The sequence below is a fragment of the Actinoplanes sp. NBRC 101535 genome (assembly GCF_030269225.1).
In the GTDB taxonomy this organism is placed as follows: Bacteria; Actinomycetota; Actinomycetes; order Mycobacteriales; family Micromonosporaceae; genus Actinoplanes; species Actinoplanes rectilineatus.
Genome location: NZ_BSSY01000007.1, coordinates 106,181 through 128,370 on the forward strand (window position 1 = coordinate 106,181; position 22,190 = coordinate 128,370).

General features: G+C 70.3%; 14 protein-coding genes and 1 tRNA gene. 8 read left to right on the plus strand and 7 right to left on the minus strand.

What is annotated here, in order from left to right:
* Nucleotides 1–454: 454 nt before the first annotated feature.
* A tRNA-Asp gene (locus tag QSK32_RS20805) sits at nt 455–528 on the plus strand.
* Between the two features lie 30 nt (nt 529–558).
* Here the strand turns inward: QSK32_RS20805 and QSK32_RS20810 are convergent.
* Nucleotides 559–876 (minus strand): hypothetical protein, encoded by a 318-nt coding sequence (locus QSK32_RS20810; RefSeq protein WP_045742664.1) that lies wholly within the window; start codon nt 874–876, stop codon nt 559–561.
* 128 nt (nt 877–1,004) lie between these two features.
* Here QSK32_RS20810 and QSK32_RS20815 point away from each other — a divergent pair, with 128 nt between their 5' ends.
* Complete coding sequence (locus QSK32_RS20815) at nt 1,005–1,439, plus strand: ABC transporter ATP-binding protein (RefSeq protein WP_045742663.1); 435 nt, start codon at nt 1,005–1,007, stop codon at nt 1,437–1,439.
* Between the two features lie 172 nt (nt 1,440–1,611).
* Here the strand turns inward: QSK32_RS20815 and QSK32_RS20820 are convergent, their stop codons facing one another.
* Complete coding sequence (locus QSK32_RS20820; RefSeq protein WP_285472824.1) at nt 1,612–2,217, minus strand: TetR/AcrR family transcriptional regulator; 606 nt, start codon at nt 2,215–2,217, stop codon at nt 1,612–1,614.
* A 99-nt stretch (nt 2,218–2,316) separates the two neighbouring features.
* On the opposite strand from QSK32_RS20820, the gene QSK32_RS20825 reads away from it, so the two are divergent.
* Nucleotides 2,317–3,228 carry an NAD-dependent epimerase/dehydratase family protein gene (locus tag QSK32_RS20825; RefSeq protein ID WP_285472825.1) on the plus strand — a complete coding sequence of 304 codons (912 nt, stop codon included), beginning with the start codon at nt 2,317–2,319 and terminating at the stop codon, nt 3,226–3,228.
* Here the strand turns inward: QSK32_RS20825 and QSK32_RS20830 are convergent.
* Complete coding sequence (locus QSK32_RS20830) at nt 3,221–6,223, minus strand: DUF4132 domain-containing protein (protein ID WP_285472826.1); 3,003 nt, start codon at nt 6,221–6,223, stop codon at nt 3,221–3,223. The genes QSK32_RS20825 and QSK32_RS20830 overlap by 8 nt on opposite strands.
* Before the next feature lie 16 nt (nt 6,224–6,239).
* Nucleotides 6,240–7,055, minus strand: a complete 816-nt coding sequence (locus QSK32_RS20835; RefSeq protein ID WP_285472827.1) for a DUF4142 domain-containing protein — start codon at nt 7,053–7,055, stop codon at nt 6,240–6,242.
* Nucleotides 7,056–7,185: 130 nt separating this feature from the next.
* Here QSK32_RS20835 and QSK32_RS20840 point away from each other — a divergent pair, with 130 nt between their 5' ends.
* Both QSK32_RS20840 and QSK32_RS20845 read left to right on the plus strand, forming a co-directional pair.
* Nucleotides 7,186–8,745: an outer membrane protein assembly factor BamB family protein gene (locus QSK32_RS20840; protein WP_285472828.1), complete on the plus strand. Its 1,560-nt coding sequence runs from the start codon at nt 7,186–7,188 to the stop codon at nt 8,743–8,745.
* Between the two features lie 301 nt (nt 8,746–9,046).
* Nucleotides 9,047–14,488: an ATP-binding protein gene (locus QSK32_RS20845; RefSeq protein ID WP_285472829.1), complete on the plus strand. Its 5,442-nt coding sequence runs from the start codon at nt 9,047–9,049 to the stop codon at nt 14,486–14,488.
* A gap of 56 nt (nt 14,489–14,544) precedes the next feature.
* On the opposite strand, the gene QSK32_RS20850 is transcribed toward QSK32_RS20845, so the two are convergent.
* Entirely contained in the window at nt 14,545–14,718 is a 174-nt protein-coding gene (locus tag QSK32_RS20850) for a CsbD family protein (RefSeq protein ID WP_063775514.1), read from the minus strand.
* A 118-nt stretch (nt 14,719–14,836) separates the two neighbouring features.
* Between QSK32_RS20850 and QSK32_RS20855 the strand changes: the two genes are divergently transcribed.
* Together QSK32_RS20855 and QSK32_RS20860 are read left to right on the plus strand one after the other, a co-directional pair.
* A complete protein-coding gene (locus QSK32_RS20855) occupies nt 14,837–15,217 on the plus strand; it encodes a YccF domain-containing protein (RefSeq protein ID WP_211275376.1) in 381 nt (126 codons plus the stop codon).
* Between the two features lie 926 nt (nt 15,218–16,143).
* Nucleotides 16,144–18,273, plus strand: coding sequence for a bifunctional copper resistance protein CopD/cytochrome c oxidase assembly protein (locus QSK32_RS20860; protein WP_285472830.1), 2,130 nt, complete (start codon nt 16,144–16,146; stop codon nt 18,271–18,273).
* On the opposite strand, the gene QSK32_RS20865 is transcribed toward QSK32_RS20860, so the two are convergent.
* Together QSK32_RS20865 and QSK32_RS20870 are read right to left on the minus strand one after the other, a co-directional pair.
* Nucleotides 18,178–19,800 (minus strand): GMC oxidoreductase, encoded by a 1,623-nt coding sequence (locus tag QSK32_RS20865; protein ID WP_285472831.1) that lies wholly within the window; start codon nt 19,798–19,800, stop codon nt 18,178–18,180. The genes QSK32_RS20860 and QSK32_RS20865 overlap by 96 nt on opposite strands.
* A 38-nt stretch (nt 19,801–19,838) precedes the next feature.
* The gene (locus QSK32_RS20870; RefSeq protein WP_045742651.1) at nt 19,839–20,462 is read right to left on the minus strand and encodes a helix-turn-helix transcriptional regulator; all 624 of its coding nucleotides are present in this window, start codon (nt 20,460–20,462) and stop codon (nt 19,839–19,841) included.
* 817 nt (nt 20,463–21,279) lie between these two features.
* Between QSK32_RS20870 and QSK32_RS20875 the strand changes: the two genes are divergently transcribed.
* Nucleotides 21,280–22,182, plus strand: a complete 903-nt coding sequence (locus tag QSK32_RS20875) for a sterol desaturase family protein (protein ID WP_285472832.1) — start codon at nt 21,280–21,282, stop codon at nt 22,180–22,182.
* The last annotated feature ends 8 nt before the right edge of the window (nt 22,183–22,190 follow it).

A 22,190-nucleotide genomic window follows, 5' to 3' on the forward strand; every position in this document is an offset into this window, starting at 1 on the left:
TGGGTTCCTCTTTGATCTTCTCAGCTAGCTGGCCGCACTCGCCGAACGGTAGGACGGCTACCTTCGAGGACTCCGGCTGAAGAGTGAACCGCCTGTCGGGGACTCCTGTGGCGGGTGCCTTGCGGGCTATTCTTGTCATGTCGCCGCCCGTGCTGACGGCTCTGCCCAGTCGTCAGCCGGTGCGGCGTTTTGTATGAGATTCCCCTACGCCTCCTGAAGGGGAATGGCCTCGTTCCTGTAAGAGAGCCGGGTGCCGTCGTCGACGCCGTGCTGTTGCAGCACCTGGCGGGCTGCGATATCTGGGCTGGAACGAACCGAGCCGTCCCGCCGGGCACCTCCCGAGCAGGAGGCGCCGCCGCGGATGGCGCCGGTAGGGTCCCCTCGAGGGGCGCCGGAGGGCTTTGGTAAGTTTTACAACGAAGGCAGCGAGCAACAAGCGCCGCCTTCACATCGAGGTCCTGTGGAGCAGTTGGAGTGCTCGCCGCCCTGTCAAGGCGGAGGTCGCGGGTTCAAGTCCCGTCAGGACCGCACTATCGTCACTCAGGCTGTGGTTCCCGACTACAGCATCTGGTCGCGGGCTACCGCCAGGCCAAAGGTCAAAGCCGGCACCACCGAAACCGCGAGCATGCGCCGCCACGGCAGGGTACTCAGGCGCTTGTCCATGACCATCGTCACGCCCAGCACGGTGCCGGAGCTCGCCAGCAGGGCCATCGCCACGGACACCGATCGCCACGCCCAGCCCTCGCCGGGCCAGAGCGTGACGAGGGTGCCGACGGCCCCGATGCTGACGGGCAGTGAGATCAGCAGGAACGGCATCGTGACCTTGAGCCGGAAGCTCTCACTGATCAGATCCGGGTCTTCTGCTGCATCGCGCACGTGCCGAGCCTAGGAGGCGTGCGGTCGTTACACGAGTACGGCTTCGATCCGACGGTATGAGCGTCTCCGGGGCGGAGGCTGGGATCAGCCGACCGCCTTGTGACACTCCAGCAGGGCCACGTCGTGGCGTGTTCACCGAAACCCTGGCCGGCAACCTGCGGCTCGCCGACCCGGACGCCACCGACGGGGCGCTGGTGGCGGCCCTGGACGCGGTCGGCGCCGGCACGGACGGGCTGGACACCGCACTCGGGCCGCTCGTGGACGACGCCCGGATCCAGCAGATCGCCCTGGCCCGGGTGCTGCTCGCCGACCCGCCGGTGGTGGTGGTGCTCGACGAGGCCACCGCGCACGGCGGCGCCGGCGGCAGCCTGGACGCCGCGGTCCGGGCGGCGATCCGCGGGCGGACCGCGATCATCGTGGCGCACCGGTTCACCCAGGTCGCGACGGCTGACCACATCGTCGTCCTGGAGCGTGGCCGGATCCGCGAGCAGGGCACCCACGCCGACCTGGTCGGCCGGGCCGACGGTGCCTACGCCCGCCTGCACCGGGCAGCCGTCGGCTGAACACGTTTCGTGTTCAGAGTGCGAAGCCCGCGCGTGTGGTGATTTCGGGCGCGGTGGGCGCCGAAAGTCAACACACCGGTGGGGGTGTGGTGATTTCGGGCGCGGTGGGCGCCGAAAGTCAACACACCGGTGGGGGTGTGGTGATTACGGGCGCGCTGGACGCCCGAAGTCATCACGCAGGCAGACCGGGGCGGTGCCGCCAGCCGAGGAGGATGGCGTCGACGGCCTGCTCGGCGAGGTGCTGGGCCCGTTCGGTGCCGACGGCCTCCAGCCGACCCAGTGTCGCCATCCCGTGCAGTGTGCCCCACAGGATCTCGCACGAGGCGTTGTCGCCCGGCGGTTTCACGCCGTGCACCGCCGACCAGGCGGCCAGCAGCTCGGCCAGCAGGTCGATCGTCGGCTGGGCGGCCTCCAGGCGGCCGGCCGCGCCGACGGCGGTGCCGTTCATCGCCTCGTACAGGTGCGGGTGGTCGCCGGCGAAGCGCACGTAGCCCGCGGCGACGCGCAGCAGCCGCTGATCGGGATCGGTCTCCGCCGTGGCGATGGCGCGGGCCTCGGTCAGCAGCAGCGTGTAGCCGTGCGTGACCAGCTCCAGCATCAGGCCGTCCTTGCCGGCGAAGTGCTGGTAGACGACCGGCGCGGTGTACTCCACCTCGGTCGCGATGCGCCGGACCGTCAGCGCGGCGGCGCCCTCCTCCTCCAGGACCTGCAGCGCGGCCGTGAAGATCCGGTCGCGGATGCCGGCCCGTTCGCGGGCACGTCGTGTGCTGGTGGGCATGGACTCAGACAGTAGTGACCCTCCTTGACAGTGCTGTCGGTGCATGTCTAGCTTAACGACGTTAGAAGATCTAACAACGTTAGAAAAGGAATGCGGATCATGCCTGACCATGTCGTCCTCGGTGCCGGATCGATCGGCTCGAACGTCGCGCTCCTCCTCGCCGACCGCGGCGAGACCGTCCGGATCGTCACCCGCGGAGGCGCCGGGCCGGACCATCCGCTGATCGAGCGGGTCGCCGCCGACGCCGCCGACGCGGAGCGCCTGACCACGCTGTCCCGGGGCGCGAAGGTGATCTACCACTGTGCGAACCCGGCGTCGTACACCACCTGGCACCGTCTCCTGCCGCCGCTGCAAACCGCGGCCATCGCCGCAGCCCAGGCCAACGACGCGGTCCTCGCCAACACCGGGAGCACCTATGCGTACGGGCCGCAGCCCGGCACGCTGACCGAGCGCACCCCGCTGTCCGCCACCGGGCGCAAAGGCCTGCTCCGCAAGGAGAACTGGGAACGGTCCCTAGCAGCGGGCATCCGTACCTTCGAGGCGCGCAGCTCCGACTTCATCGGCAGGGACGCCTACGGCTACTACGCGATGATCCTCGAACCGGCCCTGAAGAAGGGCGGCACCGCCTGGGTGCCCGGCCACCTGGACATGCCGCACACCTTCACCTACAACCGGGACGTGGCGAGCACCCTGGTCACCCTGGCCGCCGACGACCGCGCCTGGGGCCGCGCCTGGCACGTGCCGTCCCCGCCGCCGGTAACCCTCCGCGAACTGGCCGCCCGCTACGCCGCCGCAGCGGGGAAGCCGCCGATCAGGCTGATCCCGCTGCCCCGCTTCGCGATGCGCCTGGCTGGGACGGTCGTGCCGATGGCCCGCGAGATCGCCGAGATGGACTACCAGTGGTACGCCCCGCTCGTCATGGACGCCACCGAGACCATGAAGACGTTCGACCTTACCGCTACCGATCTCGACGTGGCGATCCGTGACCAGGTGAGCGCTCTGGTCAGCTGAGGGTGCGCAGGTCGTGGATCATTTCGGAGAAGGCCACCGGGGGCGCGGAATCGTAGGAGAGGCCGACGACGGTCTGTGGGGGAGCGGAGTCCACGGTGTCCGAGGCGTGCCAGCCGGGGTCGGTGCGCAGGATCGCGTGGCCGCCGCCGGGCAGCGGCTTCGCCATCTGCACCGAGGCGTCGTACCAGCGGATCCAGCCGTGCCGCTCCAAACCGCGAAGAGCCCCATAAGTCGTCGCGAGGCCGATGTAGCGGTCAAAAGCCGAAAAATCGGTGTATGTCGGTCTGTCGACCTGCGGGAACGGCGGCAACAACTCGTAGTCGGCGAACACCGGTCCCCACTCGTCGAGAGACTGTCGCACCGGATGCGCGACGACCAGCGACGCGGCCGGAGGCAGGGTGAAGGCATCGTCGTCGACGGTCGCCAGGGAACCGTCCTCGGCGACCCGGACCGTGGACACCAGCGTGTCGTCGACGAGGACACCCCAGACCAGCCGCTGCGCCAGGTGCGTCATCCACGGGTGCCGGGCGAACCGGTCCTGGAACACGGCGGCCGGGATCCGGCGTTCCGTGCACATCGCCCGTTCCAGCCGCGTGATGTGCAGGGACGCCGACGCCCGCGCCTCCTTCCGCAGCGCGGCCAGCCCCGGCACGCTCCGCGGGGGCTTGCCGGGACCGTGCAGCACCGGCAGCAGCTGATGGTCGAACCCGATCCGCCAGGTGCCGCCGCCCGCATCGAGGGTGTCGGAACCGGACAGGCCCAGCGACGGTACGAGCCGGTCCGCCAGTTCGTCAGCGGTCAGCCCCTGTCGTTCGGCGATGGCCTCGATGTGTTCGCGGGCGCGGCTCTTGAACACCGGGAACCGGGACCGTTCGGCCAGCAGACTGATCTCGATCAGCGCCGCGTCGGTGCCCCGGTGCCGCAGCGCGTCCAGGGCGGCCTGCGCCCGGGCGGCGGCGTTGGTGCCCGCCCACTGCCGGGCGTAGGACGCCAGCTTGCGGGCGCCGGCGTCGTCGCCGATCAGGCCGACCGCCTGCATGCACCAGCTGTCGGCGGGCGGCGTCCCGGCGGCGAGCCACTTCTCGAACAGGGTGTCGGCGAGGGCGGCCAGCGCCACCGGGTCGCCGTTCGTCCGGGCCGCGAGGACGGCCGGGTGCACGTAGTCGGCGTCGCACGACGCCAGGCGTACCAGAAAGTCAGAGGCAGTGAGATAGGCCGGGATCTTGGGAAGGACGGCGCCGGGCGCGTCGAGGGGGTCCTCGTCGAGGAAGGCGGCCAAGCCGGGGTCCCGGTCGAGGAGCAGCGGCCGGTGGCCCTGGGTGTCGAGGTAGCGCAGCACCCGCGCGGCCGCCGGATCGCCGGTGCCCATCGCGATCGCCCCGGCCGCCGCGTGGGCGGGATGCTGCAGCAGCCACGACCGGGCCAGGCGACGGTGCTTCTTGCCGGCGAACGCCCGGGCGACCGGCGCGGTCAGCGACACGTGCCCGACCGGTTGTGCCGCTTCCAGGGCCGCGTCGACGTGGTCCCGGTCCCCGAACGCGGCCAGCAGCGGCGCCACGTGACTCACCCCGTGCCGGAGCAGCAGCAACGGGATCAGCGACCGGATCCAGTACTGCTGGATGTCGAATCCGAGCGCCATCAGCCGCTCGTGCGTCCAGCGCGGCGCGAGGGCCAGCGCCGGGAGCGTCGCCGGGATCCGCCAGTGTTCCCGATGTTCCAGCCACGCCGTGACCTGCGCCTCGTCACACCGCGAGATCGGCACACCGTCCCAGCGTTCGGCGTCCTCGTAGACCCCGGCCCGCTCGGCCGTCTCCCGTTCCGCGTCCCGGAACCGGATCTCCGGCGGCACGGACACGTCCAGCAACGGCACGGTCTGACGATCAAAGGATTCAAAACCGGACGGCACCCCCTGGGGTACGGGCGGAGCCTGCTCGTCCGCAGCCGTGAAGCCCGTGGCCCACGGGTGGCCCGCGGACCGTTCCGCCTCCAGCACCTCCCGGGCCGTGTCGTCGTCGACGTGCGCGAGCAGTGAGCACCACACCCCGTTGTAGTGCGGGTGATCCTCGAACGGGTAGGACGGCCGCATCCGGGCCAGGACCGGTCCGGCCGCCACGCCCGCCACGTCGAGGACGCCGGCCAGGTGGAGCCGTCCCCCGGAGGTGCCGAAGAACTCGTGCCGGACCCGCGGGTTGGCCTTCAGGAACCGGGACAGCGTGTCGAGGTCGCCGGAGGCCAGACCGCAGGCGTGCACCGGGGAGTTGCCGAACTCGCCGACGTGCCGCAGGGCCTCGGCGTGGGCCTGCTGCTCGTCGGGGCCGGACCGCGGGCCGACCGGGATCAGGTGACTGACCGCCCAGAACAGGTCGGCCCGGGTGTTGCCGTCGAGGACGGCGGCTCTCTCGTCGCGTACCCCGAGAAGGGTCTGCAGGGTTCGGGTGTAGGTCGTGTCGTCGGCGATGACCAGGAGTTCCCGCAGGCGGCCGAAGACCCCGGTGCCGAGGTAGGGCAGGTCCACGTGGAAACCGTCGAGGACGCGGCGGCACGCCTCGGGCAGGCCGTGCGCGGCGACCAGGAAGTCGGCGAGCCACTCGTCGACGCCCTGGTGCACGTATTGAAACTTCTCACGGACCGCCCGGACCAGCGCGACGTCCTCGGCGGCCGTGCCGATCCGCGGCTCGACGGCCAGCAGGCGCTCGCCGAGACGACGGTCGCTCGCCTCCGGGGAGGTCAGCAGACCCCACACCCGGGACCGAACGGACGAGGCCTCCCGGATCGCGTGGTCCTGCGCCCAGATCGAGAAACGCAGGCCGGCCCAGGCGTCGTCGAGACCGGCGAGCGGCCGGACGGCGGTGTCGATGCCACCGCGCCGGGGCGGCAGCACCGATCGCAGCCAGCCGGTGACGTGCAGCCCGTCCCGCCGGTCGCCGAGAGCGTCGAGATCCGGCGTCCAGGCGGCGGGCGCGGGCGAGGCGGGTGGCGCGTCCCAGGAGGTCACCGCGCCACCCTACGATTCATCGGCTGTAGCGGGCCCGGCGGTTGCGGTATCCGGGACGGCGGTTGTTGACGATCTGGTGGGTCGCGACGGCGCCGACGGCCAGACCGGCGGCGAGCGCGGCCAGCAGCACCGGCATGTTCACGGTGTCGAACCCGAGGTCGCCGTCGTTCCCGGCGCCCGCGGCGGCCAGCACCGGGTCGGGCGCCGCGCTGGTGGCCGCGGCCGGGGCGGGTGCGGTGGGCAGGGCCTTGAAGTCGACGATGTTGCTGCTCTCCAGGAGCGTCATGTGGGTCATGACGAACTGGTTCGCCTGCTGCGCCAGTTTGCGGATGGTGTCGTTGCGGGTGCCCGCCCGGATCGTTGCGATGGCCGGGAAGATCTTGCCATGGGCGGCGCGGAGCCGGTCGATGTAGATGGCGTCGAATTCGGTGCCCTGGGCCGCCTCCATCTCGGCGAGCCAGCCCTTCTGGTCGGCGTTGGGCTCGTCCGGCAGGTCGATGTCCAGCTTGGCCGCGGCGTCCTTGGCCAGCTGGTCGAGTTCGGCGTGCTGGTCGGCGATGCTCTGGCCGATCTGCTTGATCCGCGTGCTGTCCGACAGGTTCTGCGCCATCTCGCCGGCCGGAATCTCCCACAGCCCGGCCAGCCGGACCCGGATGACGAAGTCGACGTCGGCCTCCGACACGGCGACGCCGTTGCGGTTGAGCAGCAGGTCCTCCGGCGGGACCGGGACGTCGGCCATCGCCTGGTCCGGGGTCAACAGGAGAACAGCGGCACCGACCAGTGCGGCGCTCGACAGACGACGAAAAGAAGACATGAACCGGCCGGCGGTCATGCGAACCTCCTTGAACTCAGGGTGACGAGTGGTGATACGCAGCTCCGCCACCTGCGGATCAAGGTCGGAGAGATTGATGGGAGCGCTCCTCTAGAGTGGGCCGCAAGTCGACTGCGACACGGGGAGTGACATGATCAACAACCCGTTCCGTCTCACCATGTTCATCGGAGTGCTGCTGGCTCTGCTGGCAGCGACGACCGGGCCGGCGCCCGCCTCCGGGCGCCCGAACGCAGACTGGCCCACCTGGCAGGGCGACACCTACGGCACCAGGCACAACGCGGCAGAGCAGAAGATCACCGCGGGCAACGTCGGCAGGCTCAAGCTCAAGTGGGCGTTCGCCTACCCGAAGACCGGGGCGCCGGCCAAGAGCCAGCCGGCCGTCGTCGGCGGGGTGGTGTACTTCGGCGGCCCGGACGCCAGGTTCTACGCGGTGGACGCCAGGACCGGCGCCACCCGGTGGAGTTTCGCGCTGCCCAGCGGTGGCGTGACCCAGGACGGGCCGGCCGTCGCGAAGGGCAAGGTTTTCTTCGGCGACAGCTCCGGGTTCGTCTACGCGCTCGACCAGCGCACCGGCGCGCTCAAGTGGTCGCGGGACACCGAGAACCATCCGGCCGGGATGCACACCAGTTCGCCGCTGTACCACGACGGCAAGATCTACATCGGGGCGTCCAGCGGGGAGAACACCGGGGGAGCGGACTACCCCTGCTGCACCTTCCGGGGGCACATCGACGCCCTCGACGCGGAGACCGGTGCGCAGGTCTGGCGGTTCTGGACCGTGCCCGAGCCGGTGCAGGCCGGCACCTGGCCGTCCGGCGCGGCCCGCTGGGAACCGTCCGGCGCCGGCGTGTGGAGCTCACCGGTGATCGACCCGAAGACGAACACCCTGTACGTCGGGACCGGCCAGAACTACACCGGCAGCGCGGGCGACTTCGACTCGCTGCTGGCCCTGGACGCCCGGACCGGCGCGGTCCGCTGGAAGGAACAGGTCACCGACGCCGACACCTGGCGCAGCCTGTGCAACGAGCCGGACGCCGAGGGGTACTGCCCGGGGCTCGAGGACGGCACGAACCTCGACTACGACATCGGCGCGACACCGAACCTGTTCACCGTCCGCGGCCGTAAGCTGGTCGGCGTCGGGCAGAAGAGCGGGGTCTACCACACGTTCGACGCCCGCACCGGTGACGTGGTGTGGCGCCGGCAGCTCGGGGTGCCGCTGCCCAGCGGCGGGATCTCCGGCCTGCAGTGGGGTGGCAGCTATGACGGCAAGCGGCTCTACCTGGCGAGTTACTTCGCCGATCCGGGCACGGTGTTCGCGGTGAACCCGGCCGACGGGCAGGTGCTGTGGCAGACGCCGAACCCGGCGGACGGCTGCACGACCGGTGGGGCGGCCGCGTTCCCGGACGTCTGCGTCCTCGCGCACGCTCCGGCGGTGACCAGCAGCCCGGGGGTGGTGTTCGAGGGCAGCAACGACGGCAAGTTCCGGGCGTACTCGGCGACGACCGGCGCGGTGCTGTGGCAGTACGACACGCTGCGGGAATTCGCCGGGGTGAACGGCCTGACCGGGTTCGGCAGCGCGCTCTCCGGCAGCGGCGGGGCGGTCGTCTCCGGCGGGATGGTCTATGTCCAGTCCGGTTACTGGCCGTTCTATCCCAGCGAGCACGGCAACGTGTTGCTGGCGTTCGGCCTGTGAGAAGTTCTCATTCCTCGCTTTTTGCCCGAGGTGAACTACTGATTGTCAACTTACTGACGAGTTCTGTTTTGCCAAAATAACAGTTGAGGAAATACGGCCATGGGGTGACCGTCGCCCCATGGCCGTTGACCTGCGGAGTCGACCCTGTCACGCATTACGGTGACAATGGTGGGGAACCCGCACCGGCGCGGCCTGAACACGTACTGCAGTCGAGATCCACTACAGTCTTGTCCGGTCGCGCCGGAGTCAAACCGATTTCGTGGTGGACCACTCGTGTTGTGGAGAGGAAGGGCTCGATCCGGTGTTCAGTCGTATCGTGATCGTCAACCGGGGTGAGGCGGCAAGGCGTCTCATCCATGCTGCCAGGGAACTGGCCGCGGAGACCGGGACGCCGATCGAGACCGTCGCCCTGTACACCGACGTCGACCGCAACGCCACGTTCGTGCGCGAGGCCGACGTCACCTACGACCTCGGACCCGCGTCCGCACGGCCGTACCTCGATCTCAAGGTGCTCGAACGCGCCCTGGTCGAGACGAAGGCCGACGCCGCGTGGGTGGGTTGGGGCTTCGTCGCCGAGGACCCGGCCTTCGCCGAACTGTGCGAGCGTGTCGGCGTCACCTTCATCGGCCCGAGCGCGGACGCGATGCGCCAGCTCGGTGACAAGATCGGCGCGAAGCTGATCGCCGAGGAGGTCGGTGTCCCGGTCGCGCCGTGGAGCCGCGGACCGGTCGAGAGCCTGGAGGCGGCCCGCGAGGCGGCCGGCCGGATCGGCTACCCGCTGATGCTCAAGGCCACCGCCGGTGGTGGCGGCCGCGGCATCCGGGTGATCCGCAGCGAGGCCGAGCTCGACGACGCCTACGAGCGGACCAGCCAGGAGGCGGCCCGCGCCTTCGGCAGCGGCATCGTCTTCCTGGAACGCCTGGTCACCGGCGCCCGCCACGTCGAGGTCCAGGTGATCGCCGACGGTCAGGGCGGTGCGTGGGCGCTCGGGGTGCGCGACTGCTCGATCCAGCGCCGCAACCAGAAGGTGATCGAGGAGTCGGCGTCGCCGGTGCTCAGCCCGGAACGCGCGGCCGAACTCAAGGAGTCCGCCGAACGCCTGGCGATCCGGGTCGGCTACTGCGGCGCGGCCACCGTCGAGTTCCTGTACCACCCCGGCGACGACGTGCTCGCCTTCCTCGAGGTCAACACCCGCCTCCAGGTGGAACACCCGATCACCGAGTCGACCACCGGTTTCGACCTGGTCAAGGGCCAGATCTTCGTGGCCTCCGGCGGCAGGCTCGAAGGCCGCCCGCCGGCCGAGCGCGGCCACGCCGTCGAGGCCCGGCTCAACGCCGAGGACCCGGACCGCGACTTCGCCCCGTCCCCGGGACGCATCGTCCGGCTCGACTTCCCGGCCGGCCCCGGCATCCGGGTGGACACCGGCGTCAGCGAGGGCGACAGCATCCCCGCCGACTTCGACTCGATGATTGCGAAGATCATCGCGTACGGCCGGAACCGCGCCGAGGCCCTGGCCCGTCTCCGCAAGGCGATGGGCGAGACCACCGTCATCATCGAGGGCGGCTCCACCAACAAGAGCTTCGTCCTCGACCTGCTCGACCAGCCCGAGGTGATCGACGGCAGCGCCGACACCGGCTGGATCGACCGGGTCCGCGGCGAGGGCCGCCTCGTCTCGCACCGGCACTCCGCGGTCGCGCTCGCCGCGGCCGCCATCGAGGCGTACGAGGAGCAGGAGAACGTCGAACGCCAGCGCCTGCTGTCGACGGCGTTCGGCGGCCGCCCCCAGGTGCAGCACAAGAGCGGGCAGGCCCTCGACCTGAAACTGCGCGGCGCCGCCTACCGGGTGCGGGTCGCCCGGGTCGGCGCACACCGGTTCCGGGTCGGCATCGAAGCCGGCGCCGACGTGCGGACCGCCGACGTCGAACTGGACCGCCACGACGCGCACACCTGGCAGATCGCCGTCAACGGCTCCCGCCACCGCCTGAAGGTCGGCACCCACGGCCCGATCCACCTGGTCGAGGTCGACGGCGTCACCCACCGGGTCAGCCGGGACGAGGGCGGCGTGCTCCGCTCGCCGATGCCCGCCCTGGTCGTCGCCACCCCGCTCGCCGTCGGCGCCGAGGTCGAGGCCGGCGCGCCGGTCCTGGTCCTCGAGGCCATGAAGATGGAGAACGTGCTCCGCGCGCCGTTCAAGGCCCGCCTCAAGGAGCTCGTCGTCACGGTCGGCAGCCAGGTCGAGACCGGCGCGCCGCTGCTGCGCCTGGAACCGATCACCGACGGCGCGCAGGACGAGGCCGCCGCCGCCACCGAACACGTCGAGCTGGACCTGCCGGCCCCGGCCGGTGCGGCCGCCGCCCAGCGTCTGCGGCGCGGCCAGCAGGACCTGCGCAGCCTGCTGCTCGGCTTCGACGTCGACCCGCTCGACGAGCGCCGGGTGCTGGCCGACTACCTGTCCGCCCGCCGCGTCGCCCTCGAGGAGCACCGGCGCCCGCTCAGCGAGGAACTGGAACTGTTCGGCGTCTTCGCCGACCTGGCCGAGATCAGCCGTAACCGGCCGGCCGGCGAGGACCACTCCGGGCACGTGCACAGCGCCCGGGAGTTCTTCCACACCTACCTGCAGAGCCTCGACGTGGAACGGGCCGCGCTGCCGGCCTCGTTCCAGGCCCGGCTCACCCGGGCGCTGCGCCACTACGGCGTGACCGAGCTGGAGCGCACCGCCGACCTGGAATCCGCGGTGTTCCGGATCTTCCTGGCCCTGCAGCGGGCGTCCGCCGACGTCACGGTGGTCACCACCCTGCTGCGCTCCTGGCTGCAGGAGCCGCCGCCGGAGGAGGCGCTGCGCGAGTCCGTCGGCCTGGCCCTGGAACGGCTGATGGCCGCCACCCAGGTCCGCTTCCCGGCGGTCGCCGACCTGGCCCGCGGTGTGGTGTTCGCCTGGTTCGCCCAGCCGCTGCTGCGCCGCGAACGCGCCAACGTGTACGCCGGGGTCCGCCGCCACCTGCGGCTGCTCGACGAGAACCCGGCCGCCCCGGACCGCGCCGAGCGCATCGCCGAGATGGTCCGCAGCACCGAGCCGCTGGTCCGGCTGCTCGGCCAGCGTCTGGTCCGGGCCGACCGCGACAACACGGTCATGCTCGAGGTCCTCAACCGCCGCTACTACGGCAACAAGGGTCTGACCTCGATCGCCGCCCGCGACGTCGACGGCTGCACGTTCGTCGTCGCCGACCGGGCCGGTTCCCGGGTGGTGTCGGCCGCTGTCCGCTTCGACGCGCTCGGCACCGCCCTGCGCGGCCTGGCCGAACTGGCCGGCGGTGAGGAGTCCCTCGACGCCGACCTCTACCTGGCCTGGGAGACCCAGTCCGACGACTCGGACACGATGGCCGCCGCGCTGCTCGACGTGATCAACGCGAACCCGGTCCCGGCGCAGGTCCAGCGGATCACCACCACGGTCGCCGGCCGCAACGGCGCGGTCATGCACCACCACTTCACGTTCCGGCCGGAGACCGCCGGGATGGCCGAGGAACGCCTGATCCGCGGCCTGCACCCGCACATCGCCCAGCGCATGCAGCTGGAACGACTGCGCCGGTTCGACCTCACCCGCCTGCCCGCCGCGGACGAGGAGATCTACCTGTTCCGCTGCGTCGCCCGGGAGAACCCGGCCGACGAGCGCCTCGTCGCGTTCGGCCAGGTCCGTGACCTGACCGAACTGCGCGACCAGGACGGCCGGCTGGTCGCCCTGCCGACCACCGAGGACGTCATCGCGACCTGCCTCGACTCGTTCCGCCGGGTGCAGGCGCAGACCCCGTCGAAGCGGCGGTTCCGGACCAACCGGATCGTGCTGTACGTGTGGCCGGTCATCGAGTTCACCGCCGCCGAGGTGCAGACCCTCGCCGACCGGGTGCTGCCGACCGCCACCGGTGCCGGCCTCGAGGAGATCCAGTTCATCGGGCGGCGGCGCGACGCGGCCACCGGCGAACTGGTCAAGACCGCGATCCGCATCTCGCAGGGCGTCACCGGCCGGGCCGAGGTCACCTTCGGCGAGCTGTCCGACGAACCGGTCGAGCCGCTCGACGACTACCGCCTCAAGGTGCTGCGCGCGGCCAGCCGCAACACGGTGTACCCGTACGAGCTGACCGGGGTCCTCGGTCTGTTCGCCGAGCACGACCTGGACGAGGACAACAAGCTCGTCCCGGTCGACCGGCCCCGCGGCCACAACAGGTCCGGCCTGGTCGCCGGCGTGGTCAGCACCCCGACCGCCCGCCACCCGGAAGGCGTCACCCGGGTCGTGCTGCTCGGCGACCCGACCAAGTCGCTGGGCGCGCTCGCCGAACCGGAGTGCCGCCGGGTCATCGCCGCCCTCGACCTCGCCGAGACGATGGGCGTACCCCTGGAGTGGTTCTCCCTCTCCTCGGGCGCGAAGATCTCGATGGACTCGGGCACCGAGAACATGGACTGGGTGGCCGAGGCGCTGCGGCGCATCGTCGAGTTCACCCAGGCCGGCGGTGAGATCAACATCGTGGTGTCGGGCATCAACGTCGGCGCCCAGCCGTACTGGAACGCCGAAGCCACCATGCTCATGCACACCAAGGGCATCCTGGTGATGACGCCGGACTCGGCGATGGTGCTCACCGGCAAGCAGGCCCTGGACTTCTCCGGCGGCGTGTCGGCCGAGGACAACTTCGGCATCGGCGGCTACGACCGGGTGATGGGCCCCAACGGTCAGGCGCAGTACTGGGCGCCCGACCTGGCGGCCGCGGTCGACGTGCTGATGTCGCACTACGACCACACCTACGTGGCGGCCGGCGAGACCCGGCCCCGCCGGGTGCCGACCAGCGACCCGGCCGACCGGGACGTCTCGTCGTTCCCGCACGCCGCCGAAGGCAGCGACTTCACCACGGTCGGCGAGATCTTCTCGTCGACGGCGAACCCGGACCGCAAGAAGGCGTTCGACATCCGTACCGTGATGCGCGCCGTCTCCGACCAGGACCACCCGGTGCTGGAACGCTGGGCCGGCATGGCCGACGCGGAGACCTCCGTCGTGCAGGACGTCCACCTCGGTGGCATGCCCGTCTGCCTGCTCGGCATCGAGTCGCGGTCGGTGCAGCGCCGGGGCTTCCCGCCCACCGACGGCCCGGACACCTACACCGCCGGCACGCTGTTCCCCAGCTCGTCGAAGAAGGCGGCCCGGGCGATCAACACGGCAAGCGGCAACCGTCCGCTCGTCGTGCTGGCGAACCTGTCCGGCTTCGACGGCTCGCCGGAGTCGATGCGCAAGCTGCAGCTGGAGTACGGCGCGGAGATCGGCCGGGCCATCGTGAACTTCCAGGGCCCGATCGTGTTCTGCGTGATCTCGCGGTACCACGGCGGCGCGTTCGTGGTGTTCTCGAAGCGGCTCAACCCGAACATGACCGTCCTGGCGGTCGAGGGCTCGTTCGCCTCGGTGCTCGGCGGCGCCCCGGCGGCGGCGGTCGTCTTCACCGGCGAGGTCACCGCCCGGACCGCGGCCGACCCGCGGATCAAGGACCTGCAGGCCCGGGTGGCCACCGCGTCCGGCGCCGAGCGCAGCGTGCTCGCCGCCGAACTCGAGGAGCTGCGCGGCTCGGTGCGCACCGAGAAGCAGGGCGAGGTGGCCGCCGAGTTCGACCGGGTGCACAGCATCCAGCGGGCGGTCACGGTCGGCTCGGTGGACGAGGTGATCACCGCGGCTGAGCTGCGCCCGCGGATCATCGCCGCCATCTCCTAGGGACACATGAGGGAGGGGCCGCAGCGTTACGCTGCGGCCCCTCCCTCATGTGGATCTCAAGACTTGAAAGCGTCCTTGATCTTCTCGCCGGCCTGCTTGAGGTTGGAACTCGTCTGGTCGGCCTTGCCCTCGGCCTCCAGGCGCTCGTCGTCCGTTGCCCGGCCGACGCCCTCCTTGACCTTGCCGCCGATCTCTTCAGCCTTGTTGTCGGCCTTGTTGTCGAGTCCCATCAGGCACCTCCGCTGTGTTTCGCTTGACCACCCGATACCCGGCCGCCCCAGCGGTGACGCGCGATCGGTGCGGAACGGCCCCGAAGGGACGACACTGGCACGGCATTGTCATGCTGAACTGGTGCGACTGATCCTCAACATCCTCTGGTTCATCTTCGGCAGCGGCTTCCTCCTCGGCATCGGCTACGCGTTCGCCGCGCTGATCTGCTTCGCCCTGATCGTCACCATCCCGTTCGGCGTGGCCGCCTGGCGCCTGGCGATCTACTCCCTGTGGCCGTTCGGCCGCACGGTCGTCGACCGCCGCGACGCCGGCCTCGCCTCCGGCCTGGCCAACATCCTCTGGCTGGTCCTGGCCGGCTGGTGGATCGCCCTGGCACACATCACCGCGGGCATCGCCCAGTGCGTGACGATCATCGGCATCCCGTTCGGCATCGCCAACTTCAAACTGGTCCCGGCCGCCCTCTGGCCCCTCGGCCGCGAGATCGTCGACCTCGACTGACTTCTTTTGCCGGGTACGCCGCCAGCCGTCACCATGCGGAGACGGTCGCCGCGCGGACGGCTGGGACGGCTCGGACGATTCGGATGGCTCGGACCCTGACCGGCGACGGCGTGCCCACGAACTCCGCGCCGGTCCGGGACCCGGCGGTGAACCGGGGATCCGCCGGGTCGCCTGCCGCGGCTCCGGACATTCTCCCGATTTCGGTGTTCCGCTGGACGGTCACGTTCGCGGGGCCGGTGCTCGGCCGTGCCGGTATGGCTCAGTCTGACGCCGCAATGTGGTTCCCCGTCAAGGTCAACGCGGGTCGAGTGGCGCGTCAGCCGACCCCGGCCGTCGCTCACGGTTATTTCGTCGACCCTGGCCGTCGTTCGCGGTTCTCCTGTTGTTGCCGGGCGACCGGCAGCGACGGCTCGGGGTGCCTGGCCGTCGTGCAGGGTTGTTTTGGGTTCGTGGTTGGGCCGTGGCCGACGGCTGGGTTGGCTTGGCCGTCGTTTGCGGTTGCTCGGGAAGCGAAATTCAGCCGTGAGTGACGGCTGGGGAGGCTCGGCCGTCGTGCAGGGTTGTTTTGGGTTCGTGGATGGACCGTGAGTGACGGCTGGGGCATGCTCGGCCGTCCTTCAGGACCGTTTTCGGTTCGTGGGCGGACCATAGTCGACGGCTGGGCTCGGCCCGCTTCGTCGGCATTGCCTTTTCGGGCGGGCCCCCGGACCCACCACCCACGACGGCCTGGCCCCGGCGCCACCGACAACCATGGACGACGGCTGGGTGGTGCCGCTGACCCCACACGCGGGACCTGCGAGGCCGGGAGAAGTCGGGCCGGGAACTGTGGGGTGGAGGCTTGTGATCACGGATACACGGGGGTGGTGGGAACTCGGCGGGATCGGTGAGCGACAACCCACGGTGACGTGTGGCAGGGGAGTGGCAGGGTGAAGGCGGGCGTGCGGATCGCGGCGGTGCTGATTCCGGCGGGGACGGTGGTGGCGCTGGTCGGGGCGCTCGTCGTCGGGCAGGCGATCGACGAGACGGTGCTGCCGGGGATTCCGAGTCCGGGGCCGCTCACCTGGTGGGGGCTGCCGGCGGTCAAGCTGCTCGTCGACCTGCTCGGGATCGGGGTGGTCGGGGTCACCGTGACGGCAACGTTCCTGCTGCCCGGGGACGGGCCCAGCGTGTCGGCGCACGGGTGGCAGTTGCTGCGGCGGGCCACCTGGCTGGCGCTCGCGTGGATGCTCAGCTCGCTGGCCCTGATGCTGCTGACCGTTTCTGACATTCTCGGGCAGCCGGTTGCCGAGCTGGGGTTCACCGCTGTTGCGGGGTTCGCGATCTCGATCTCGCAGGGGCAGGCGCTGCTGCTGCAGGCCGGACTGGCGCTGCTGGTGGCGGTACTCAGCCGGGCCGGGGTGTCGCGCGGGGTGGCCGCGGCGGCGACGCTGGTGGCGATCGTGGCGGTGGTGCCGCCCGCGTTCACCGGGCACGCGGCCGGGGCGGGCGATCATCAGCTGGCGGTGAGCAGCCTGGCGTTGCACATCGTCGCGGCCACCCTGTGGGTCGGCGGGCTGGCCGGGCTGTTCCTCGTGCGGCGGCACCGGCGGTTCGCCGACACCGCACGGCGGTACAGCACGCTGGCACTGGCCTGTTTCGTGGCGACCGCGGTCAGTGGGCTGGCCAACGCGGCGGTGCGGCTCGGCTCCTGGGAAGCGGTCGAGACGTCGCGGTACGCCGTACTCATCATCGTGAAGATCTTTGCTCTTGGTCTTGCCGGTCTTGCCGGTCTCGCGCACCGGCAGCGCACCCTGCCCGCGCTCGCGGCCGGACGGCCGCACGCCTTCCTGCGGCTGGCCCTCGGCGAGCTGGCCGTGCTCGGTGCGGCCGCCGGACTGGCGGTGGGGCTGTCGCGCAGCCCGACGCCGGCGTCGACCGCCGAGACCGATCTGGATCCCCTCGTCGAGTTGCTCGGGTTCTCGATGCCGGGGCCGATGACCACCGCCCGGCTGATCGGCGACGTGCTGCCGGACATGCTGTACCCGGGGATCGCGGCCGTCGGCATCGGCGCCTATCTGACCGGGGTGTACCGGCTGCGCCGCAACGGCGACCACTGGCCGTGGTCGCGGACCGTGTCGTGGGTGGCCGGCCTGCTGGTGTTCGCCGGGATCACCGTGCTCGGCGTGGCGAAGTACGCCTACGTGCTGTTCAGCGTGCACATGATCCAGCACATGGTGCTGTCCATGGTGGTGCCGATCCTGCTCGTCGGCGGCGCCCCGGTCACCCTGGCGTTGCGGGCGCTGCGCCGGCCGGCCGACCCGCAGGTCCGCGGCGCCCGGGAATGGCTGCTGCTGATCGTGCACAGCCGGGTGGCGCGGTTCTTCGCGCATCCGCTGGTGGCGCTGGCGATCTATGTGGCCAGCCTGTACGGCCTGTACTTCAGCGGGCTGCTCGGCACCCTGATGCGCAGCCACCTGGGGCACGTGGCGATGGTGCTGCACTTCGTGCTCGCCGGGTACCTGCTGTTCTGGGTGCTGATCGGCGTCGACCCGGGGCGTCGACGGGTGCATCCGGCGATGCTCACCGTGATCCACTTCCTGGCGATGGTGGCGCACGCGTTCTTCGGTTTCGTGCTGCTCCAGTCGACCACGGTGATCGGCGTCGACTGGTATACCGCGGTGCACCCGTCGTGGGCGTCGTCGCTGATCGAGGATCAGCGCCTGGGTGCGGGCCTTGCCTGGGCGTTCGGTGAGATCCCGGCGGCGGTCGTGGTGCTGCTGCTGATCCGGCAGTGGATCCGCAGCGACGAGCGGGAGCAGGCCCGTCTCGACCGGGCGGCCGACCGGTCCGACGCCGCGGGGGAGGAGGACGACCTGTCCCGCTACAACGCGTTCCTGGCGGAGGCCGGTGCCGGGGCGGCCGGCCGTTCTGAGACCGGCGTGGCCCGCGCGGGGTCGCAGCGAGCCACGCCGGGAGCCGGGTCAGAGGTCGGTGGTGATGATCTTCTCGATGTTGCGCTCGGCCAGGGCGGTGATGGTGACGAACGGGTTGACGCCCGTGTTGCCGGGGATCAGTGAGCCGTCCATGACGTACAGGCCGGGGTAGCCGGGCAGCCGGCCGTAGTTGTCGGTGGCCTTGCCGAGGACGCAGCCGCCGAGCGGGTGGTACGTGAGGTCGTCGCCCCAGATCTTGTTGGCGCCGAAGAGGTCGGTCCGGTACGTGGTGACCTCCGCCGAGTTGATCTTGTCGAAGACCCGCTTGGCGGCGTCGATCGCCGGCTGGTTCATCGCGGTCTGCCAGGTCAGGTCGACCTTGCCGGTGCTGCTGTCGTGCACGAAGCTCGCCCGGTTCGGGTTCTTGGTGATGGCCAGGTAGAGGCTGATCCACAGTTCGAGACCGGCCGGCATCGGCGCGATCTCGGCGAAGACCGGGCCGGCCGGGTCGTTCCAGTTGTCGATGCCCAGCGCGGGCATGCCGGACTGCAGCGCCCCGGTCAGGTCCCACAGGTGCAGCGCCCGGGCCACCATGACGTTGCCGTTGTTGCCCCAGCCCTGACCGACCGCGTCGGGAAGGTTCGGCAGCTTGCCGAGGGCGCGCATCTTCACCAGCAGTTTGCTGGTGCCGACGCTGCCGGCGGCGAAGAAGACCCGGTCGGCGCGGACGGTCTTGGTGGCCACGGTGGCGCCGGTGGTGTCGATCTGGTCGATCGTCACGGTGTATCCGCCCGCGGCGGCCGGTTCGACGGCGGTGACCACGTGCAGGGTGGCGACGGTCAGCCGTCCGGTGGCGGCCGCGGCGGCGAGGTAGGTCTTGTCGAGGGACTTCTTGCCGTGGTTGTTGCCGTAGATGACCTCGCCGTCCAGGGCCGAGCGGGTGACGGTGCCGGCCTGTTCCTTCTTCATGTAGTCGAGGTCGTACACGCTGGGCACGAACGTGGTGGTGAAACCGGAGGCCTGCGCCTGCTGCCGGGCGGTCCGGGCGTACTGGTAGCAGTCGGCGGTCTCGAACCAGGCCGCGTCGTAGGTGTTCACGCCGAGGGTGCTGTTGGCCCGGGGGAAGTAGGTGCCGTACATCGCGGCGGCGTCGACCGAGGGCAGGATCTCCTGGAAGTAGTCCCGCTTGGGGACCACCGCCATGCCGCCGTTGACCAGGGAACCGCCGCCGACGCCGCGGCCCTGGTAGACGCGGATGCCGGCGAACTTCTCCGCGTCGAGCACCCCGGTGTACCGCTCGACGGCCTTGTTGACCGAGGAACCGAGGAAGTAGCCGAGCGGCTGGTCGGTCTCGGTGCGCAGCCAGTAGGAGCGGTGGTCGGGGCTGAGCATGTTGGCGAACACCTTGCCGTCGGCGCCCGGGGTGTTCCAGGCCATGCCCATCTCGACGACGGTGGTGGCGATGCCGGCCTGGGTGAGCCGGAGCGCGGTGACGGCGCCGCCGTATCCGCTGCCGACGATGAGGGCGGGTACGTGGTCGCCGGAGCTGAGCGCGGCGGAGGCGGCGGTGGCCCGGGACAGCAGGGTGCCGCCGGCGGCGGTGGCCAGGGCTGTGCCGGCGCCGCCCTTGAGCAGGGAGCGCCGGGAGACCGCGGGGTGACGGCTAGACACGTTCGTTACTCCAATGTGGACACTAGGGGCGAGGGGGATCAGATGTAGCCTTCGCGGATCGCGTAGGCGACGGCGTGGGTCCGGTTGCGCAGCTCCAGCCGGTTGATCAACTGGTGCAGGACGGTTTTGACGGTGCGTTCCGAGTAGGCGAGCTTCTCGGCGATGGCCCGGATCTCCTGGCCGTCGGAGAGCAGGCGCAGCACATCCGCCTCGCGTGGTGTCACCCCGAACATCCGCTGTCCGGTGCCGGGGGAGCGGGGCTGCCCGACCAGGGCGGCCAGCAGGTCGACGGCGTCCGGGGGCAGTTCGCTCTCGCCGGAGTCGGCCGCCTGCAGTCCTCGTGCCAGCACCTCGACGGTGAGCTTGTGGCGCCAGATCAGGATGCGGATGCCGCACTCCATCACCTGGATCAACTCCACCGGGCGCAGCGGGCCGACGATCAGGAGGGTCTTGCGCTGGTGGCGGTCGGAGAGCTCGCGCAGCTGCCGGACCGCCTGGTCGTCGAGGCGTTCGGCGAGCACCGTCGTCACCACCCCCTGCGGCCGGGGTCCCGGCTTGGGGTCGTCCACCAGGTCGACGTGAGGCATGCGCCGCAGGTAGCTGACGAGCCCGGCTTTCGCCAGTTTGTCGGCGGCCTGGATGCTGACCGAAATTCGCTTCATGCCGCCAATCCCAGTTCTCGGTACTCCGGTAATTGCCGCCAGTCAAGCGTTTGTCCCGCAGATCGGGCAAGGGCAGAAAGCACCGGCAGTGACGCGATTCTGCCGGTGACTCGTGAGTAGCTTTCACGATACTGTTAACAATTGACGGGCATCGTCGCTATCCGTGATCTTCGAAGCCCTTTCGAAAAAGGGGCCACCGCGGCTTTGGCGGCCACCGCTGGCAGGGGTGGGCCCCTCCGGTAGCTTTCCGGGGCGGTTCGAGGTTTTTCACGCAGTGTCAGGCGGGCCGTGACTACGGAGTCGCCGGCTGAATCCGGAGCTGTTGCCCGAACGTCCTCTAGGCTTTGCGCGAACGTCCACCCGAGTTGGCTTTGTAACACTCCGGGTGATTTGGATGATGGAACTGCACCTTCAAAGGCTATTGTCCGATCTTTCCCGATGGTACGAAGAATGACATCAGGGCGCGGACGGGCAGGCCTGGGGCGAGGATGTCCGCCCCGGTGGACAATGTGCGCGGGCCGGAACGTGAACGGTTGACCGCCCGTTCGTACATGCCCCACTGCCTTTTCGGGAAGCCGATTGCAAGCTTCTGATTCGCAACCGGCCTCGTCGCTTCCCGTTTTGCCGGCATCCGCCGTCCGGCGTACTTATCGGCGATCCGCAAACCATTCGGCAAGCTGCCGCCGGCAGTGACTCATGTCACGATCTCGAACGTTTCCCGCTGTGCGACCTTCGGCCCGCTCCGACGGCCGTATCGCACCCACCCACCGAGGTGCCCCGCGCTGTCAACAATCCCTCGGCGAGTGGAGGAAGGCCGATGAGCCTTGCTGAACAGAGGACAAGTTCGGATCCGGTCACGCCGGCCGGGCGTCCCGCTTGGGCCCGTGTGCTCTCGCGGGTCTACTACCCGGTGCAACTGGCGGCCATCGTCGGCCTCGCATGGGCGGCGATCGCCCTCGACTGGGACTTCGGCGTGGTCAGCGGGTCGTTCCTGGTCGGCATCCTCGGCAGCCTGCTGCTGCTGGAGAGGCTGATCCCGTACGACCGGGACTGGCAGCCGAACCCGCAGGAGTGGCGCTTCTACGGCGTCTACTTCGTCCTGACGGTGGCCGCCAGCTCGGCCTCCCAGATCCCGGTGATGGCCGTCTTCGGATACTTCACCCCGCCGGAGCCGTTCCTGCCGCTCGGCGTGGAGATCGTCCTCGCCGGCCTGGTCGGCTCCCTGGCCAACTACGCCTGGCACCGCTGGTCGCACACCAACCTGGTGCTCTGGCGACTGCACGGCGTGCACCACGTCCCCGACAAGGTCAACGTGGCCAACAACGGTGTGAACCACGTCTTCGACGTCCTGCTGACCCAGTTCTCGGTCCAGTTCGTCCTGACCCTGTGCGGCTTCTCGGAGCCGTCCGTCTTCGCCGTCGGCCTCTTCGTGATGGCCCAGGGCTACTTCGTCCACGCCAACGTCGACGTGAAACTCGGCCGGATCAACTACGTCTTCTCCGGTCCCGAACAGCACCGCCTGCACCACAGCACCAACCTCAAGCAGGCCGGTCACTTCGGCTCCGACCTGTCGATCTGGGACCTGCTCTTCCGCAGCTTCACCTGGCGGCCGGGCCTCGCCCCGCAGGCCGTCGGACTGAGCAACCCGAAGTCGTTCCCGGCCTCGGACCGGATCGTCTCCTCGATGGTGCATCCGCTGAGCCGCAGCTGGCACGTCTGACCCCTGGC

What these genes read in the sequence shown, in the direction of transcription:
- QSK32_RS20820 (WP_285472824.1), bottom strand. Translation starts at nt 2,217, where the DNA reads ATGCCCACCAGCACACGACGTGCCCGCGAACGGGCCGGCATCCGCGAC.
- QSK32_RS20835 (WP_285472827.1), bottom strand. Translation starts at nt 7,055, where the DNA reads ATGACCGCCGGCCGGTTCATGTCTTCTTTTCGTCGTCTGTCGAGCGCC.
- QSK32_RS20870 (WP_045742651.1), bottom strand. Translation starts at nt 20,462, where the DNA reads ATGAAGCGAATTTCGGTCAGCATCCAGGCCGCCGACAAACTGGCGAAA.
- QSK32_RS20840 (WP_285472828.1), top strand. Translation starts at nt 7,186, where the DNA reads ATGATCAACAACCCGTTCCGTCTCACCATGTTCATCGGAGTGCTGCTG.
- QSK32_RS20825 (WP_285472825.1), top strand. Translation starts at nt 2,317, where the DNA reads ATGCCTGACCATGTCGTCCTCGGTGCCGGATCGATCGGCTCGAACGTC.
- QSK32_RS20875 (WP_285472832.1), top strand. Translation starts at nt 21,280, where the DNA reads ATGAGCCTTGCTGAACAGAGGACAAGTTCGGATCCGGTCACGCCGGCC.
- QSK32_RS20850 (WP_063775514.1), bottom strand. Translation starts at nt 14,718, where the DNA reads ATGGGACTCGACAACAAGGCCGACAACAAGGCTGAAGAGATCGGCGGC.